Annotated in this window: 1 protein-coding gene; it reads left to right on the plus strand. The window is 71.3% G+C overall.

Annotated features, from left to right (window positions below):
• Positions 1 to 78 precede the first annotated feature (78 nt).
• Positions 79 to 352, plus strand: a 274-nt coding sequence (locus ADK67_RS13430) for a hypothetical protein (RefSeq protein ID WP_157620248.1), incomplete at its 3' end; no start/stop codon positions are given.

Here is a 352-nt window from a genome sequence, read left to right on the forward strand (position 1 = left end):
TACTCCGTCGAAGGCGAATGCGGCGGCGCGGCACCGGGCTTTGTCGGCCCGATCCAGGACTGCACCGGCACCCTCGTGATGGAACGCACGGTGCTGCACCAGACCGGTCTGGACTGCGGAGCCCACGGCACCCCGCAGTGCCCGAGGATCGAGAACGCCCGCGCGACCCCCGGCTCGGCACCCCTGCCCTCCGTCGGCGACGTGGTCGACTTCTTCGTCGGCGACATCATCGACTGCGGCAAGAACCCAGGCCTCACCGCGGCGTGCGGCATGGCCGTCATCGGCTTCATCCCGCTGGGCAAGGGCGCCAAACTCGCCGCGAACGCCGTCGAAGCGGGCGTCGACGCCGCGC

The organism is Saccharothrix sp. NRRL B-16348 (assembly GCF_001280085.1).
Taxonomy (GTDB): Bacteria; Actinomycetota; Actinomycetes; order Mycobacteriales; family Pseudonocardiaceae; genus Actinosynnema.